The 16,478-nt window shown below is 27.1% G+C and carries 22 protein-coding genes; 19 read left to right on the forward strand and 3 right to left on the reverse strand.

Features of this window, described 5'->3' with window-relative positions:
* Window positions 1-9: 9 nt before the first annotated feature.
* The 12 genes from Q0997_RS01090 to Q0997_RS01145 all read left to right on the forward strand — a co-directional run bounded on the left by Q0997_RS01090 (window position 10) and on the right by Q0997_RS01145 (window position 6,301).
* Window positions 10-249 (forward strand): hypothetical protein, encoded by a 240-nt coding sequence (locus Q0997_RS01090; RefSeq protein WP_299883578.1) that lies wholly within the window; start codon window positions 10-12, stop codon window positions 247-249.
* A 281-nt stretch (window positions 250-530) separates the two neighbouring features.
* Window positions 531-1,061 (forward strand): ADP-ribosyltransferase, encoded by a 531-nt coding sequence (locus Q0997_RS01095; protein WP_299883580.1) that lies wholly within the window; start codon window positions 531-533, stop codon window positions 1,059-1,061.
* A gap of 6 nt (window positions 1,062-1,067) precedes the next feature.
* Window positions 1,068-1,307, forward strand: coding sequence for a hypothetical protein (locus Q0997_RS01100; RefSeq protein ID WP_299883582.1), 240 nt, complete (start codon window positions 1,068-1,070; stop codon window positions 1,305-1,307).
* A gap of 196 nt (window positions 1,308-1,503) precedes the next feature.
* Window positions 1,504-1,947, forward strand: coding sequence for a hypothetical protein (locus tag Q0997_RS01105; protein ID WP_299883584.1), 444 nt, complete (start codon window positions 1,504-1,506; stop codon window positions 1,945-1,947).
* A 239-nt stretch (window positions 1,948-2,186) separates the two neighbouring features.
* Window positions 2,187-2,486 (forward strand): hypothetical protein, encoded by a 300-nt coding sequence (locus Q0997_RS01110; protein ID WP_299883586.1) that lies wholly within the window; start codon window positions 2,187-2,189, stop codon window positions 2,484-2,486.
* A 361-nt stretch (window positions 2,487-2,847) separates the two neighbouring features.
* Window positions 2,848-3,306 (forward strand): hypothetical protein, encoded by a 459-nt coding sequence (locus tag Q0997_RS01115; RefSeq protein WP_299884217.1) that lies wholly within the window; start codon window positions 2,848-2,850, stop codon window positions 3,304-3,306.
* 13 nt (window positions 3,307-3,319) lie between these two features.
* Window positions 3,320-3,541, forward strand: coding sequence for a hypothetical protein (locus tag Q0997_RS01120; RefSeq protein WP_299883588.1), 222 nt, complete (start codon window positions 3,320-3,322; stop codon window positions 3,539-3,541).
* A gap of 353 nt (window positions 3,542-3,894) precedes the next feature.
* Entirely contained in the window at window positions 3,895-4,179 is a 285-nt protein-coding gene (locus tag Q0997_RS01125) for a hypothetical protein (protein WP_299883590.1), read from the forward strand.
* 9 nt (window positions 4,180-4,188) lie between these two features.
* Window positions 4,189-4,692, forward strand: coding sequence for an endonuclease V (locus tag Q0997_RS01130; RefSeq protein ID WP_299883592.1), 504 nt, complete (start codon window positions 4,189-4,191; stop codon window positions 4,690-4,692).
* A gap of 337 nt (window positions 4,693-5,029) precedes the next feature.
* Window positions 5,030-5,419 carry a hypothetical protein gene (locus tag Q0997_RS01135; protein WP_299883594.1) on the forward strand — a complete coding sequence of 130 codons (390 nt, stop codon included), beginning with the start codon at window positions 5,030-5,032 and terminating at the stop codon, window positions 5,417-5,419.
* 11 nt (window positions 5,420-5,430) lie between these two features.
* Complete coding sequence (locus Q0997_RS01140; protein ID WP_299883596.1) at window positions 5,431-5,847, forward strand: hypothetical protein; 417 nt, start codon at window positions 5,431-5,433, stop codon at window positions 5,845-5,847.
* Window positions 5,848-6,007: 160 nt separating this feature from the next.
* Window positions 6,008-6,301, forward strand: a complete 294-nt coding sequence (locus Q0997_RS01145) for a hypothetical protein (protein ID WP_299883598.1) — start codon at window positions 6,008-6,010, stop codon at window positions 6,299-6,301.
* Between the two features lie 181 nt (window positions 6,302-6,482).
* Here Q0997_RS01145 and Q0997_RS01150 read toward each other — a convergent pair whose 3' ends face one another.
* A complete protein-coding gene (locus Q0997_RS01150; protein ID WP_299883600.1) occupies window positions 6,483-7,304 on the reverse strand; it encodes a hypothetical protein in 822 nt (273 codons plus the stop codon).
* Between the two features lie 347 nt (window positions 7,305-7,651).
* Here Q0997_RS01150 and Q0997_RS01155 point away from each other — a divergent pair, with 347 nt between their 5' ends.
* The 5 genes from Q0997_RS01155 (at window position 7,652) to Q0997_RS01175 (ending at window position 10,967) form a co-directional block, all read left to right on the forward strand.
* Window positions 7,652-8,080: a TIGR02594 family protein gene (locus Q0997_RS01155; protein WP_299883602.1), complete on the forward strand. Its 429-nt coding sequence runs from the start codon at window positions 7,652-7,654 to the stop codon at window positions 8,078-8,080.
* The gene (locus Q0997_RS01160) at window positions 8,073-8,504 is read left to right on the forward strand and encodes a phage holin family protein (RefSeq protein WP_299883604.1); all 432 of its coding nucleotides are present in this window, start codon (window positions 8,073-8,075) and stop codon (window positions 8,502-8,504) included. Before Q0997_RS01155 ends, Q0997_RS01160 begins: the two co-directional genes overlap by 8 nt.
* A gap of 2 nt (window positions 8,505-8,506) precedes the next feature.
* On the forward strand, window positions 8,507-9,103 hold the full coding sequence (locus tag Q0997_RS01165) for a hypothetical protein (protein ID WP_299883606.1): 597 nt from the start codon (window positions 8,507-8,509) through the stop codon (window positions 9,101-9,103).
* A gap of 69 nt (window positions 9,104-9,172) precedes the next feature.
* Window positions 9,173-9,775, forward strand: coding sequence for a hypothetical protein (locus tag Q0997_RS01170; protein WP_299883607.1), 603 nt, complete (start codon window positions 9,173-9,175; stop codon window positions 9,773-9,775).
* 553 nt (window positions 9,776-10,328) lie between these two features.
* Window positions 10,329-10,967 (forward strand): peroxiredoxin-like family protein, encoded by a 639-nt coding sequence (locus tag Q0997_RS01175; RefSeq protein WP_299883609.1) that lies wholly within the window; start codon window positions 10,329-10,331, stop codon window positions 10,965-10,967.
* A gap of 81 nt (window positions 10,968-11,048) precedes the next feature.
* Here Q0997_RS01175 and Q0997_RS01180 read toward each other — a convergent pair whose 3' ends face one another.
* Window positions 11,049-11,276 (reverse strand): hypothetical protein, encoded by a 228-nt coding sequence (locus Q0997_RS01180; protein ID WP_299883610.1) that lies wholly within the window; start codon window positions 11,274-11,276, stop codon window positions 11,049-11,051.
* A 155-nt stretch (window positions 11,277-11,431) separates the two neighbouring features.
* Entirely contained in the window at window positions 11,432-12,475 is a 1,044-nt protein-coding gene (locus Q0997_RS01185; RefSeq protein ID WP_299883612.1) for an alkane 1-monooxygenase, read from the reverse strand.
* A gap of 114 nt (window positions 12,476-12,589) precedes the next feature.
* Here Q0997_RS01185 and Q0997_RS01190 point away from each other — a divergent pair, with 114 nt between their 5' ends.
* Both Q0997_RS01190 and ybeY read left to right on the forward strand, forming a co-directional pair.
* On the forward strand, window positions 12,590-16,072 hold the full coding sequence (locus Q0997_RS01190; protein WP_299883613.1) for a DUF4175 family protein: 3,483 nt from the start codon (window positions 12,590-12,592) through the stop codon (window positions 16,070-16,072).
* A complete protein-coding gene (gene ybeY / locus Q0997_RS01195) occupies window positions 16,065-16,475 on the forward strand; it encodes an rRNA maturation RNase YbeY (protein WP_299883615.1) in 411 nt (136 codons plus the stop codon). Before Q0997_RS01190 ends, ybeY begins: the two co-directional genes overlap by 8 nt.
* Window positions 16,476-16,478 lie beyond the last annotated feature (3 nt).

Here is a 16,478-nt window from a genome sequence, read left to right on the forward strand (position 1 = left end):
AGTATAATTATGAAACATAAAATTAAAATTTTAGAAAAATTAAAATTAGTAAAAGACGGTAGTAATAAATTGCCTTTAAACAATTTAGAAATTATAGTAAATTCTCAAGAGGAAGAACAATTAATTGGGAAGGATTTTATTGATTTACTTGAGATAATGAAAAATGAAAAATTAATTCTTTCAGATAATAATAATTGGTATTTTCATATTACAGAAAATGGTCTAGATTATCTAAATGAGAATACTTAAAACATAGATTTATAAAGACTAATACTATATTTTATATATTGAGTCTTGTATTAAAATAAAAAAGAATCCCCCAGCTAGCGCTCGTCTGGGACGAGTGACAGTAAAGGTTTGCAAAACGAACAAAAGCTACAGTGTAATATCTGTGGCTTTTGTATTTTTAAAAAAGTATTTCTTTAAATTTTACATATTGTTTTTTAGTCACTCGTCACAGACAAGCGCTAGCTGGGGAAATTTTAGAAACCTTATTAAAAAATAAAGATTATAAAAAGTTTTTAGATGACTTGAAAAACGGTAATATTGAACGAGTTTTTAAAAATATTCTTACAGTTGAAGAGGAAGCTGTATTGAAATTCTATACAACAAAAGAGGGTTATAAAAACTTTAATAAAGCTTTAAGAGGAGAAATAAACATAACTGATTTTTTTAAAGCTCAAAAGAAACTAATGAATAGTGCATTAGATAAGTTACCAAATTATAAATCAAAGGGTGTTTTATATAGAATAGAAAATTTAACTGAAGATCAAATAAATAATATATATAAAAAAGGAGAAGTAATAAAGAATAAACATTTTACTTCTAGTACTTATGATATAGATTCTATTGCTGAAGCAATGAGAAATAGACCATATACTGTAATGATATTAATTAAAGATTCTAAAAGCGGTAAACTAATAGAGAACCTATCAACATTAAAAATTGAAAAAGAGGTTTTATTTAGATCAGATATTGAATTTATTGTAGAGAAAATTTCTATAGGCACAAACCCAGAAACGTTGGGAGCTATAAAAACTATAATATTAAAACAAAATTAAAGAAAAATGAATAATAGATTAAAAGAATTAAAAAAAAGAAAAGAGGCATTAAGTTATATTTTAGATGCTAATTTTGAAACATTAGAAGAATTTAATGCTTTTAAAATTGAAAAAAGTGATGACTTTAATGAGCTAAAAGAGATAAATAATGAGATAAGAGATATTGAGTGGCAATTAATGTCTTCAACAGAACAACAAGATTTATTAGATTACTACGATAAAATTAAAGAAAAGTATTCTAAATAATTTTAAACCCCATGCTAGCGCTCGTCTGCGACGAGTTACAGTAAAGATTTGCAAAACAAACAAAAGCTACAGTATAATTACTGTGGCTTTTGTATTTCTTTAAATTTTACATATTGTTTTTTAGTCACTCGTCACAGACAAGCGCTAGCTGTGGATATATGGGTTGTTAGCGAGAATCAAGTTATAATAGAAAACTATGAAAAGCATAAAATTTTTAAAATTAAATGGAGAAGAAGCTGGTGGTTGTAATCAAGAATATTTTTTTGAACGATACTTTCAAGGAATTAATATAGGAAATGATTTAAAAACCTCTCTCAAAAATAAAATTGATTCAAGTATAGATTTTGCTATTCCTGTTTCTGAATTGATATTAATTAATGAAGCAATAGAAAATAAAATAGATGAGTTAATTAGTCACCCTGAATTTAATCCTTATAAAGAACAGTTAAGAAAAAAGTTTAAAGAACAATATGAAAGCAATCCTTTTGTTTATAAAGGAAAAACATATTATCTGTTTTCTAAAGGGGGAGAATTCGCTATCGATAGAGAAATAGAAGTGATAAATAGCTATAATAAACAAGTTAAGGCACATATTGAAAACGATGTAGGTTTTAAACATTTATTTAAAACACTTAACTAATTATAGAAAATTAATCCCCAGCTAGCGCTCGTCTGCGACGAGTGACGGTAAAGGTTTGCAAAACGAACAAAAGCTACAGTGTAATTACTGTGGCTTTTGTATTTTATATTATGAGTAAAAAATGTAATTATTATTTTGTGCACTCGTTTCAGACAAGCGCTAGTATAGGGAAAATGTACTCTTAAAATTAGAGATTAACGGAGAACACTTTTTTGAATTAATTGAAAAATAAAAACATTATGAAATCAGATTTTGAAAAATTTATAGAAGAAAGAGAAAAACAGTTTACTAAATTTTGGTCAGAAGAATATCCAGAATTAAGTCGAGACGAAAAAGTTAAATATTGGCTTGCTAGTACTCATAAAGGAATGAGAACGCAAGGAGAAGCTCTTGCAGATGAATATTCTGAATTTTCTAAAAAATGGTATGATCACGCTATTAATGTAGAGCCAGATTTTGATAAAATATTTAAAGAAGCTGTTAGTAATATTGGTTTTGAATTTAATTGGGAAGAGTATAACAAACGAATTCAAGGTTAGAATATAAATTATTTAATAAACTCCAAAACTAGCGCTCGTCTGCGACGAGTGACAGTAAAGGTTTGCAAAACGAACAAAAGCTACAGTGTAATATCTGTGGCTTTTGTATTTTTAAAAAAGTATTTATTTAAATTTTACATATTGTTTTTTAGTCACTCGTCACAGACGAGCGCTAGCTGGGATTGCTTTTATCGGAAGTATAGAAAAAGAAGTAGCATTAAGTAAAAAACTAGTCAATTTAACTCAAAATAAAGTTTTAACTCAAAGCTTAAATGACTTAGATGAGTTATATAAAGCGGCAAAAATTGCTAACAAAGAATTAAAAAATACTACAGATCTTTTTTCATCAAAAACTAATGGAATTGCAGGTTACAGAAAAGGCCTTAAAAAGAAAGAAAGAGCTTTAGAAAAAATAAATTCTGAATATGCTGGAGATGTATCAAGGTTGCTAGATATAGCTGGAAGTAAAATTGTTTATAATACTATTGAAGAAGTTTATATTTCTTTAGGAAAGTTTAACGATGAATTTAATATATTAAAAATAAAAGATAGAATATTAAAACCTATTAATGGTTACAGAGATATTCTTATGAATATTAAAATGAGTAATGGACATATTGTGGAATTTCGCTTGCATTTAAAAGCAATGGATGAAGTGGCAGATGGTGTAGGACATAAATTATATGAAAAACAAAGAAGTCTAGAGGCTTTATCTAAAACAAGAAGACTTACCAAAGAAGAGAAAATCAAAATATCTCAACTTAGTAAAAAACAATTTGAGCTATATGAAACTGCTTGGAAAGAAATATTAAATAACTAAATACGAAATAATAATGGAAAAAAAATATTATAAATACGGATTAAGACCAATAATTGAAGAGGTAGAAACAGAATATTCCACTTTTTATGCTTTTCAATGGGAAACAGGAGAATTTAAAGAAGATATGACATATGCTTCAAAAATTTGGCAAGATTCTTCTGGAGATAAAGAGGATTTGTCTGAGTCTGAATTTAATGAATATGTTGAAAGCATAAAAAAAGAAAGAGGTCTTTAATAAAATTCTCCCTAGCTAGCACTCGTCTGCGACGAGTGACAGTAAAGGTTTGCAAAACGAACAAAAGCTACAGTGTAATATCTGTGGCTTTTGTATTTTTAAAAAAGTATTTTTTTAAATTTTACATATTGTTTTTTAGTCACTCGTCACAGACAAGCGCTAGCTGGGGGAAATAAGAGCTTTAAATGATTTACTAAAAAGTATAGACCCTTTAGGTAAATTAGGTGATGAAGTTTTTAAAGACATAATAGGGTACAATAGATACTTAAGAAATGGAGCTGAAAAGATTCAACCGCCATCTGCACATTGTAATTATTTAACAACATTTATAAAATATATAGGATTATAAAATTATGGAACAATTAAGAGTTAAAGAAGAAGATTTAGAATTAGTCGGGTTTGATGGAGGAGGAATAGGAATTCTACACTACAAGGGAAAACCTTTTACAGGTATATGTTTAATATACGAAGACGCCGGATGGCTATCATTAGAAAAAGAGTTTCAAAATGGTTACGAGGAAGGTTGGGTAAGAGATTATTATGAAAATGGTCAATTAGAATCTGAGTATAAAATGAGTAATAATAATTTAGTTCCTGGTACTTCTAAAGATTTTAATGAAGATGGTACTCCAAAATAATAGTGTATTATGCTATTAGCAATAGATGTCTATTATAATAAACAAAGCGCTAAAGTTGTTGGCGCTTTGTTTAATTGGGATGACAAAGAACCAAGACAAATAATTACTTGTTTGTATAATAACGTTTTACCATACGAATCAGGACATTTTTATAAACGTGAATTACCTTGCATTTTAGAGTTATTAAAGCAAATTGATTTAAGTAAAATAAAAGTAATTATTATAGATGGTCATTGTTATATAAACAATAATAATGATTTTGGTTTGGGTGCTTATTTATACGAATCATTAAATAATAAAATACCGATAATAGGTGTCGCTAAAAATAAGTTTAAAGATACAGATACTGTTACAACTGAAATCTTTAGAGGAAAAAGTAAAAAACCCTTATATGTTTCTACTAAAGGGTATTGTTTAAAAACTGCAGCTATAAACATAAAAAATATGCATGGTTTATATAGAATACCTAGTATTTTAAAGGCTGTTGATACCGAAACTAAAAAAATTAATTAATTTTATCTTTCTAATCCGCGCTATCGGATTTGCAATGCGTGCCTAAAAGTAAAAAAGAGTATATCCACAAAGTACAAAACTAGCGCTCGTCTGCGACGAGTGACAGTAAAGGTTTGCAAAACGAACAAAAGCTACAGTGTAATATCTGTGGCTTTTGTATTTTTAAAAAAGTATTTATTTAAATTTTACATATTGTTTTTTAGTCACTCGTCACAGACGAGCGCTAGCTGGGAGAGGAAAAAGCATTTCTAAGTTAACAAAAGAAATAATAGTAAAGAACTTAAAAGGCTTTACCAATCAAGGTAATAAAATTGCAGATCTAATAGAGACAGGAAGAATGAAAATAATTATATTAGATGATGTTAAGTTTAATAAAAAGCTTATGGATTCTGGAGATACTTTAAAAGAAGCAAAAAACACAGGAGCCTATGCGGAAGGAAGTAAAGCTTATTTTCGATCTTCAAGAGATGTAGATAAATTTATGACAGAGATAATTCATGAGGGAACACATGTATTAGATGAATTAGAAATAGAATCTTTAATAAAGCAAGGAAAAACAGAGGCTGACATTTTAAGACAATTTGGGGATAACTGGTCATTTGAAAAACGTGCATATTTTCACGAACGATCTTTTATAAAATCAGCATTTGATTTAAAAGATTCAGAAATATTTTCTGTAGAAGATTTTTTATTTCATATTATAACAGAATACCCACAAAATTTATAAAATAATATATTATGAAAGAAATTATAAAAGAAATTGTTGAGTATAAAAAAACAATTAAACCCATAAAAGATTTAATCGAAGTAGAAAAAAATATTGGGTATGAAGAATTAAGTAATCTTATAGGCTGGTTACTTCATTGGCAAAAAGCAATTCATAACCCAAATATATCATGGCCAGATGAAGATTATAAAAATGAAGAATATATTTTAAATGATGTTTTAATAAAGGATTACCCTGATTTTTTTAAACATTGCCCAGAATTATCTGAAGTTTTCAGCTTAAAAAAGGATAGAATAACTTATAATGAAAATTTAACTGAAGAAGAAAAAATAGAGATACGGGAATATATAGATGAACATCATAAAATAAAAAGACGAATACGCAGATTACCTTCTAACGGAAATAAACCTTTTAATTATGATAAATAAACCATATAACACTAATCTGTGACGAGTGACGATAAAGATTAGAAAATAAACAAAGGCTACAGGTAATTCTGTGGCTTTTGTACTTTAAAAGAAAGTTTACTATTAAAAACGTAGAAAAAATTGATAATAAATATTTATTAACTTTAATAGAAAAATAATCATGACAGATAAAGAATTTTTACTAAAGATTATAGATGATCAAAATCAATTTTGGTCAGAAGAATATCCAGAATTAAGTCGAGACGAAAAAGTTAAATATTGGCTTGATAGTACTCATAAAGGAATGAGAACGCAAAGAGAAGCGCTTGCAGATGAATATTCTGAATTTTCTAAAAAATGGTATGATCACGCTATTAATGTAGAGCCAGATTTTGATAAAATATTTAAAGAAGCTGTTAGTAATATTGGTTTTGAATTTAATTGGGAAGAGTATAACAAAAGAATTCAAGGTTAGAATATAAGTTATTTAATAAACTCCAAAACTAGCGCTCGTCTATGACGAGTGTAAGTATATATTTTTAAAACAAATAAAAGCCACAGCAATTATACTGTGGCTTTTGTATTTATTTAAATTTTACTTATTGTTTTTTAGTCACATGTTACAGACAAGCACTAAATAGGGGTTTTATATTATCTCATTCCGTAAATTTCTCACTATTCGCTTTTAATTTTCTTTTAATTTTAGAATGCAAAGTCATTAAAATATCAAAATCATCTTTTACCCAATCGCCTGTTGATGTTCCTTTAAATACACCATCTTCATCAAGATAACTTTTAAACAAGTAAAACGCTTTCATAGCATCATCATGATCATAAAAACAATTAATCCATGGTGTCTTAATCTTATTTTTTGGTAGTATTCCTATGCCTACTTGATATAGTTTTATTATTCCTGTAGAATGGGCGAAAGACACTTTCTCACTATTTCTTTCTATCGAAGCTTTTAAAACATAAGCATAGTGTAGCATATAATTTAGTAATCGCGCTCTAATTTCTTCATTCGTTTCTTTTCTAGACGGTTTTTGTCTCCATTTATTATTATCTGGATAAAACGGGTCTTCTTTATAATCTTTTAATACTTTTTCTGCTTCTACAAGTTTTAACTTTGATTCAAGATTTTCTTTTTCGTTATAAATATTCACTAATAGACTATTATTTACCTTGTCTTCTTTCTCTATTACTAGTTTAGTATTACCATATTTAAAATGATTTTCTTTAAGAGAAGACCATTTTCCAGACCTTGTTTTATAACCTTCTAATTCGGTGTAGGTTGAATCTGGAAACATATGAAGTATTAGCTTATTCGATTTACTACTTTTTTCTGAATTTTCTTGATTAGGTGTTTTTACTTCTAATAATTTCCAAGATCCAATTATCGAGCTTTTTTCTTCTTTTACTGGAGAACTGCAATAGCTAAAAAAAAGGATAGTTACATATAGTAAATGTTTTTTCTTCATAAGGTTTATTTTATTATTGAATATAGTAACATTTTATTAATAGATGTTTTTTATAAAAATACCTATTTAAAACAAATCTATAAGATATTTTTCATAATACATTCTTCTATAAAAACAAATTACAAAATTTAACAGATTTATATTGTAATATGTTTGTTTTTATTATGTAATATGTGTATATTTGTATTCGCTTTTCTAACAACGTTTACCGTTAGTTAATTAACAATTCGTGTTAAGTAGAAACTCATAAACCTAGATTATATCTATTCTGGTTAAGAAAAAATATATACTAAAGTAATCTTTGGTAAAGAGTTTGGTCTGCTTAAAATTAATAATCACACATATGTATGAATATAATTAATAAAGCGCTATCTGAGTATGGCGTTAAGGAGATTATTGGTTCTAAAGACAACCACCGTATTTTAAAATACTTTAATGAAATAGGTTTTAATGGTTCAAAACTAAAAGACGAAACTGCTTGGTGTAGTGCGTTTGCTAATTGGGTTGCTAAAACTTCTGGTTATCAATATTCTGGCAAATTAAATGCTAGAAGCTGGCTTTCTGTAGGTAGCTCTACTAACACACCACATGTAGGAGATATTGTAGTGCTATGGCGAGAGAATTTAAATAGCTGGAAAGGTCACGTTGGCTTTTTTATTAAAGACACTAAAAACTTTGTATACGTCTTAGGCGGTAATCAACGCAATATGGTATGTATAAAAGCATACCCAAAAAGTAGAGTATTAGATTATAAAAAATTAAAAAAAAATGGATAAAGTAGTCAAATTAATATTTTGGTTGCTTACGCTCCTGTCTCCTGTTAGTGCTTTAATGGTAACCATGGTGTTTCTAATTATTGTAGACTTTATAACAGGATCGTATGCATCCTTTAAAAATCATGTTCCTATTCGAAGTGCTCGAATAGGACATACAATCTCTAAGTTTTTTATCTATAACCTGGTCATAATGGCTGCTTTCTTTTTAGAAGAACACATTGTAAACGAAGTGCCTTTTCTAAAAATAATAGCAGGCTTTATAGCCATTGCAGAGATAAAATCAATTTTAGAAAATTACAATCAAATTTATGGTATAAATCCTTTTAAAGCTTTGGTTAATTTAATAAAACTAACCGCTTTAAAAGACACTATAGAAAGTCTTACAAAAGACGAACAAACAAACAAGAATATAAAAACAAAATAAAAATGAAACAAAATATAGAAACACTAAAAAGTTACTTCGAAACAGGAGATAAACCAAAACAACAAGAGTATGAAGATTTAATAGATAGTTTAGTTCATGTAGACCAAAGTGCAAAAATTAAATACTTCAATTTATTTGAAATGTTTGAAGGCAATATAAGTACATACACATATTCTGGCACACAGAAAAATTTTGAACTAGACACTAATGAAATAGGGTTATTTTATGCAAGAGTTCAAAACAATGATCAAGATCAATATGATGGTACAGAAATCTATCTTTTTAATAAAGGAAAAGGAAAATGGGGTGGCGGAAATGATGCTACACAAATAACTTTAGACGATTTTTCTTTAGTATATAAAAGTCAATATGCTACAGATTTAGCATTAGGTTTTAGAGATGAAAATTTAGGTTTATTTGAACATAATACTGTAAGTGATTTTTTAATATCTCTTAACAGTAGAATACCAAATAGAGTTATAGAAAACATTGATATTGTAAATGGTTATTTACAACTAACAACAGATTCTAACCCAAGAGAAATTGTTGCTCAAATTTCTATTCAAGCATTAAAAACAGCATTAGATCAAGTGGTTTAAAAGCTTAATAATAAAAGAGTAGTAAAGCTATTTAAAATGGTTTTACTACTCTTTAAACAACTATTAATCATGATAAACTTTTCAATTAAAACAGAAAGATTACTCTTGCTAATTATATTGGGATTAGTAATAAGTAACCTGTTTTTAAAACAATGTGATAGTTTTAAAACAGAAGAAAAACCTAAAATAATTATAAAAAAAGATACCGTTTGGCAAATAAAAAAAGACACTTTTAAAGTACAAACTATACGTTATAAAAAGGTATATGTAAACAAAGATGATGTTACTAAAGTAACCGAAAATAAAGAAGAAATAGAAGATATTTCAGAATATAAAGAAGCTAGAGCTTATAAAGATACTTTAAGTAATGATGACATAGATATTTACAGTTATAATTTACTTAATGGAGATTTACTAGACAGTCAATTATCATATAAATTAAAAGTACCAAGAGAAATTACAGTTACTAAAACAATAGAGCATCCTAAAAGTTTTCGTAGTGGTTTATATTTGTTTTCTGAAATAGGTGGAAACTCTCAAGTATTAGATAATATAAGTCTTGGTTTACAATACAATAGAAAAGGTAATTGGTTTGCTAGTTATAGACTTAATATAAACAGTTTTAAACAACCAACGCATAATCTTGGTGTTGGCGTTAGATTATTTAAATAAACTGTTAATAAGTATAACTTTAAATAGTGATGGATTGTTAATATCTAATCATAGTTTTTTAAAACTTTTATTAGGATTATCCAGTTTATTTTACAAACCAAAATCAAAACAGAACTACCAAAAAAGTTAGCATTTATTTTTTGAGTAATTATTCAATAAAAAATAACAGATACAAACATCAAAAAATAATGTTTTTATTAAAAATAGAATGTGAACAAAGGTTATAAACAGTTGTTAATAGTAAAACTAAATTCTTTTAGAATCAATATTTTACCATACTAATAAGTTGTTAATAGAGTCTTTTTTATATTAATTCCAATAAAAACCTAAAAAAGTTATACCGCTATTAACACCCTATAATAATCACCATTTTTTTTTAAAATTTTAAAGAAAGAATAATAGTATATATTATAAATGTTGAAAAGGTTAAATATATTTCATTTGAGTTTTTCTTATTTAAGAATATTACTTTAAAATGAAATGCTAACTTATTTTTAACAAATACTTTTGTAATTGATAAGATACTTTTAAGACTAAAAGTAGAAATATAAATATGATGTCTCTAACTCAACTATTAAAAGAACATGCAGATGAATCTGCTGCTAAATTTCCTGAAGAAATAAAAGTTATAATGCGAAAGGCTATTGATGAACTAGAAGCTTCTAAACTAGTAAATAAAGCATTAAAAACAGGAGATATTTTTCCTTCTTTTAATTTACCAAATGCTAGTGGAAATATTATAAATTCTCTAGAACTATTAGATAAAGGACCTTTAGTTATTACTTTCTATCGTGGAGGTTGGTGTCCTTATTGCAATATCGAGTTAAAAGCATTACAAAATGTTTTACCGCAAATTCAAGAAAAAGGAGCAGAGCTTATTGCTATAAGTCCAGAGTCTCCTGATAATTCATTATCTACTAAAGAAAAAAATGAATTAAGTTTTGAAGTGCTTACAGATAAAGACAATAGTTTTGCTAGAGATTTAAGTTTAGTTTATAAATTACCTAAAGATTTAGTATCCCTTTATAGAAAATTTGGAATTAATTTAGATAATAGCCAAAACAATACTAATTCTGAGTTACCTATTGCTGCTACTTATGTTATAGATTCTAATGGAAAAATTAAATACCATTTTCTAAAAGAAGATTATAAATTACGTGCAGATCCAAAAGAAATTCTTGAAGCATTATAATAATAACGTTTTCAATCTATATAAATAAAAAGAGCTTTATAAATTAAAGCTCTTTTTTAATTAAACAACATCTTTAATTTATTAACACCAACCAGGTAATGAATGATCACCATCTGGGCATTGCCCCATAAACGAAGGACTACAACCAAGAGTAAAGTCTTCCATACAAACAATAATAGCGCTTGGGTTATTTCCTGTGGCACAATCTGGTGTTGTAGACATTGTTCCTCCACCATTTACTTTGTGTTTACTAAATCTAGAAACAGTGTTTTTACTTAATACTAAATTTTTTAAATTCTTTTTTTTCATGATACTTTGTTTTAGAAAATGTTATTGTTTTTCTAAATCTATAGATTAGTATACTAAAGCCTTACTTTTTTTTATAAGTATATGTATTAATGTACCCATTAAAACACATAACTACTTATTCAAGCGTTTTTATTATAACTTATTTAATTTTTATTCTAGGCTGTTATCATACTTTTTGGTACCCGTTTATTCATTACAGCAAACCAAAGTGGAGGTAAAAGTGCCATAACCATTGATGTTGGATATCCATAAGGCATTTGAGGACTGTGATCATGGCAATCTAAAATTTGATATTTTTTAGACGATTTATAATGATGATCGCTATGTCTTGTAAGTTCATACAAAACAATTCTTCCTACTACATGATTAGAATTCCATGAATGCATTTCTTGTACCCGTTCATAACGACCAGATTTTGTTTTTAAACGCAATAAACCATAATGTTCTATATAATTTACTGTTTCTAAAAGTAAAAAACCTGCTACACCTGCAAAAAAGGAAAAAATTAAACCTGCTTTTCCAAATATTAAAAACACAGCTATTAAATAACATGTTTGAAAAAAAGTAAACCAAAACATATCATTTTTTAATGAAAAGAAAGAAACTTTATTATTATTTAATAATTTTTTTTGAATGCTCCAAGCATTTAAATACTGCCTTATTGTTGAGGTAAACCAAAAAGAATAGACGCTTTGATTATATTTTGCTGTAGCAGGATCTTCTGGTGTTGCAGCATGTAAATGATGACCAAAATTATGCTCTATATAAAAATGCATGTAAAATGAAGGAAGCAGTAAAGCTTTACCAATAAAACGCTCATTTGTACTTTGTCTATGTCCTAATTCATGAGCTACATTTATACCATTGGTTCCTAAAACAATACCAATTGAAAAAAATAAACCAATAAATTCGTATGTTAATAATGTATTAGTAGAAACAATATTTAATGCTATAAAAACAAGAGAAAAAACTATAGGAAGATTAAGGTATAATAACCAATCAAATACTTTTCTTTTTAGCTTTGAATCTACTTCTTCTTTATTTAAATTTTTGGTTTCAATAGGAAGTATTAACTCTAGAATAGGAATTATTACAAAAGCGTAAACAGGAGTTAAAAAACTATAAATTCCTTTAAAATATAATCCAATAAAAGCAACCAATGGCAAAGAAAATGCTGCTGCATATTTTAAATCTTTCATGTTAAGGGACTTATTTTAACGTTATGTTATAAAACTAAACAATTCTTTTTAGAAAATAAAACAGTATTTTAGTGAGTTAGAATACAGTGTTATCCAGCAATTTCAAAGAAAAGAATGAATAATTTTAATAAAATACAACTTAAACTCGAGCAGTTTATTAGAAAATATTATACTAATGAACTTATTAAAGGTGTTATTTTATTTTTTAGTATAGGACTACTTTATTTTTTAATAACGTTACTTATTGAGCATTTCTTATGGTTAAATTCTACTGCAAGAACTATTTTATTTTGGGTTTTTATAGCTGTAGAACTAGGCTTGTTTTTTAAATTTATAGTATTACCATTAGCAAAATTATTTAAACTTCAAAAAGGAATAAATTATGAAGATGCTTCTACTTTAATTGGTAATCATTTTCCAGAAGTAAATGATAAATTATTAAACGTATTACAGTTAAATGCAACAGATTCTGATTCTGAATTACTTTTAGCTAGTATAAATCAAAAGTCCGAAGAGTTAACACCTATCCCTTTTAAACTAGCTATTAATTTTAGTAAAAATATTAAGTATTTAAAATACGCAGCTATACCTATAGCTATAATTGCAATTGTTGCTATCTCTGGTAAACTAAATTGGTTTAGTGATAGTTATGAAAGAGTAGTTAATTATAAAACCGCATACGAACCACCAGCACCATTTCAATTTTTTGTACTTAATGAAAATTTACAAGCAATTGAAAACAAAGAGTTTAGATTAATAGTTAAAACTGCGGGTGAAGTAACACCAGATAATGCCCAAATTACTTTTAATAATGAAACCTATTATCTTCAAAAAAGAGGAGTAGGAGAATTTGAATATGTTTTTAATCAACCAAAAAATAATATTACTTTTAATCTATCTGCTAACAATGTAAATTCAAAACCTTATACATTAAAAGTTGTAGAAGTTCCTACTTTGTTAAGTTTTGATATGGTTTTAGATTACCCTAATTATACTAAAAAAAAGGATGAGGTATTAAAAAGTACAGGTAATGCTGTTGTTCCAATAGGAACTAATATAACATGGAAACTTAAAACTAAAGCAACTAATCAAGTTAAGTTATATAGTCAAGATACTTTGGTATTTAAAAAAGATTCTAATGATAATTTTAGTAGTAAAAAGAGACTGTATAATAATTTAGATTATAGTATTAGTACAAGTAATACTAATTTAAAAGATTACGAAAATTTAGCTTTTAATATTTCTGTTGTAAGAGATGAATACCCAGAAATGAATTTACAATCTCGAGTCGATTCTTTAGATCAACAATCTCTATATTTTTTCGGGCAGGTTAGTGATGATTATGGAATAAATAAATTACAATTAGTTTATTATCCAAGTGGAAGTAATGCAGATAAAAGTTATGAAACTATACCTGTTTCTGGTTCTAACTTTAGCGAATTTATTAGTGCATTTCCAAATAACTTAAATATATCTGAAGGTGTTTCATACGATTTATATTTTGAGGTTTTCGATAATGATGCTGTAAATAAAAACAAAAGCACAAAGAGTAATGTTTTTACTTACAGAAAGAGAACACAAAATGAAGAAGAGAAAAAACAGTTACAAGAACAAAATGAAACCATCCAAGATTTAAATAAATCTTTAGAAAAATTTGATGAGCAACAAAAAGAATTAGAAGAGTTATCTAAAACTCAAAAAGAAAAATCTGAATTAAATTTTAATGATAAAAAGAAATTTGAAAATTTTATTAAACGCCAGAAACAGCAAGAACAGATGATGCAGAAGTTTAATAAAAAACTTCAAGACAACTTACAAGAGTTTCAAAAAGAGAATAATGAAAAAGATCAATTTAAAGAAGACTTAAAAGAACGTTTAAAACAAAACGAAGAACAGCTTAAAAAAGACGAAAAACTTTTAGAAGAGTTAGAGAAACTTCGTGAAAAAATGAGCAAAGAAGAGTTTTCAGAAAAAATAGATAAACTTGCTAAACAAGCAAAAAACCAGAAGCGGAGTTTAGAGCAAATGTTAGAATTAACAAAACGTTATTACGTCAATAAAAAGATGGAAAAAATAGCTAATGAATTAGATAAGTTAGCTAAAGAACAAGATAAACTAGCAAACAAAGAACAAAAAGAAAATACTAAGGAGAAACAAGAAGAATTAAATAAAAAATTCGAAGACATTCAAAAAGATTTAGAAGATTTAGAAAAAGATAATCAAAATTTAAAAAAACCTATTAAACTTCCAAGAGATCAAAATAAAGAAGAAAATGTTAAAGAAGATCAGCAAAAAGCATCAGAAGATTTAGAAAAAAAAGAACAATCACAAAGTGAACAAGAAAAAAAAGAACAAAATTCTAAAGCTAAAAAAAGTCAAAAAGCAGCTGCCCAAAAAATGAAAGAAATGAGTATGAAGATGCAAAAACAAATGCAACAATCTTCAGGAGAATCTCTAGATGAAGATTTAGAAATGCTACGTCAAATTTTAGATAATCTAGTGGTTTTTTCTTTTGACGAAGAAGCTGTCATGAATCAATTTAAAAGCATAGAAGTTAATCATAATGAATATGCTACATATCTAAAAAAACAAAAAGATTTACGATCCCACTTCGAACATGTAGATGATAGTTTATTTGCCCTTTCACTTCGTCAACCAAAGATTTCAGAAGAGGTTAATAAAGAAATTTCAGAAGTATATTTCAATATAGATAAAGCCTTAGCGCAATTAGCAGAAAATAATTTATATCAAGGTATATCTGCACAACAGTATACAGTTACATCTGCTAATAACTTAGCAAATTTCTTAAGTGATGCTTTAGATAATATGCAAGATGCATCGGGTATGCCATCACCTGGATCAGGAGAAGGAGGTATGCCATTACCAGATATTATCATGAGTCAAGAACAGTTAAATGAAATGATGAAAGAAGGCACAAAAAAAGGAGATAAAGGTGAAGGAGAGAAACCGGGAGAAAAACCTGGAGACAAAGAAGGTAAAGGGAAAAAACCTGGAGACAAAGGTGAAGATGGAGAAAGTGGAGAAAACGGTAAAAAAGGTAAGAACGGAAAAAGTGGTAAAGATGGTGAAGGCGAAGGAAACGGTGAAGGCGAAGGAAATGGTAATGGAAAAGGTGGAGATAAAGATGGTCAAGATGGTTTTAGTGAAGATATAAATGGCGAATTATATAAAATATATCAACAACAACAACAAATCAGGCAAGCTTTAGAAGATAAATTATTACAAGATAAATTAAGTGGTAAAGGAGAAAGTAGTGATGCTAAAAAGTTAGTAAAGGATATGGAAAATGTTGAATTAGATTTAATTAATAAAGGCTTTACTAATGAAACTCTAAGTAAAATGATGAATATTAAACATCAACTTTTAAAATTAGAAAATGCAACTCTGCAACAAGGTCAAGATACTAAACGTAAATCTGAAACTAACAAAAAAGAGTTTTTAAATACTACAAATAATCAAATACCTAAGGCAAAAGAATATTTTAATACTACTGAAATTTTGAATAAGCAAGCATTACCTTTGCAAAAAGTTTATAAAGAAAAGGTTCAAGAATATTTTAAACAAAGGAATGATTAATTTTAACTATGAAAGCGAATTTAAGCTCCCTAATGAGTTTAAAATATCAAATTGGATATCTACTGTTATAAAGACAGAAAAATGTAAAGAAGATGAAATTAATTATGTTTTCTGCGATGATTCTTATTTGCATAAAATAAACGTTGAGTTTCTTAATCACGATACATTAACAGATATTATTAGTTTTGATTATACTGTAGGAAAAAAACTACAAGGAGATATATTTATTTCTGTTGAAAGAGTAATAGATAATGCTAAAGATTTTAAAGTAAATTTTCAAACTGAACTACATCGTGTAATTGTGCATGGTATATTGCATTATTGTGGATATAAAGACAAAGAAGAATCTGATGCTAAAATTATGCGTGAGAAAGAAAACTTCTACCTTAATCTACTTAAATAGAAT

The organism is uncultured Lacinutrix sp. (assembly GCF_947500325.1).
Classification (GTDB): Bacteria; Bacteroidota; Bacteroidia; order Flavobacteriales; family Flavobacteriaceae; genus Lacinutrix.